This is a genomic window from Blautia sp. MSK18_10 (assembly GCF_020553185.1).
Lineage (GTDB): Bacteria > Bacillota > Clostridia > Lachnospirales > Lachnospiraceae > Blautia_A > Blautia_A wexlerae.
The window spans coordinates 1-1,136 of the sequence record NZ_JAJCGT010000111.1 but is presented as its reverse complement, the minus strand read 5'-3'; the positions used below and the strand labels follow the sequence as shown (position 1 = coordinate 1,136).

Genomic DNA, 1,136 nt, shown 5'->3' with positions numbered 1-1,136 from the left:
CCTGACAGAAATATATGAGCAGGTGTGGGAAGAACTGGCAGAGATACCGGATGCCAAAAGGCGGTTTAATGCTGCAGAGCATCTGGTGCATACTACAAAAAAGAATCCTGCACGCTTTGATTTTGATCTTCGCTTTCCGAAGATGCCGTCCTACCTGAGGCGAGCCGCAATCCAGCATGCATTGGGAAGTGTATCTTCTTACGAAACACGGATGGATCTGTGGGAAAAGTCAGGAGAACAAGCAGGGAAACCCAGACTGGCGTATGAGAATCATGCCATGCCTGTTTTTTATCGTGATGTCATGTACAGAGAGGAAAAAGAAGGAAAAGACGAAGCATACCTGAAACTGTATGATGGTCATGACTGGAAATGGTTTTGTGTGCGTTTAAATCACACAGATATGGAATATCTGCGCAGGAACTGGTGGGGGAAAAAGGCATCAGCCCCGACACTGGAGAAAAGGCACCATAAATATTTCCTGCGTTTTTCTTATACGGAAGAAGTGACACTTACGAAGACACCGGTAAAAGAACAGATCATCTGTAGTGTGGACTTGGGAATCAATACCGATGCGGTCTGTACCATTATGCGGGCAGACGGAACTGTCCTGGGGAGAAAATTTATCAATCATCCCAGTGAAAAAGACCGGATGTACCGAACACTGGGCCGAATCCGAAGATTCCAGAGGGAACACAGCTCTGCGCAGTTACGGGGAAGATGGGCATATACGAAACGCCTGAACATAGAGCTGGGAAGAAAAATTGCAGGAGCGATCGTAAAAAATGCAGAAGAGAACCATGCAGATGTGATCGTATTCGAGTATCTGGAAATGCAGGGAAAGATATCCGGAAAGAAAAAACAGAAACTGCATCTGTGGAGAAAACGGGATATCCAGAAACGCTGTGAGCATCAGGCACACAGAAAAGGAATGCGGGTATCCAGAGTCTGCGCATGGAATACGAGCAGTCTTGCATACGATGGCTCCGGAAGTGTGTCCCGTGACCCGAAAAATCACAGTCTTTGTGTATTCCAGACAGGAAAAAGATATAACTGTGACCTGTCGGCATCGTATAATATCGGAGCAAGATATTTTATCAGAGAACTTTTAAAACCCCTTCCGGTAACGGAAAGGTCTT

1 protein-coding gene is annotated in these 1,136 nt (G+C 46.0%); it reads left to right on the top strand.

The genetic code is table 11. The features are described from left to right. Positions 1-1,136, top strand: a 1,136-nt coding sequence (locus LI074_RS17035; RefSeq protein ID WP_265107685.1) for an IS200/IS605 family accessory protein TnpB-related protein, incomplete at both ends; no start/stop codon positions are given.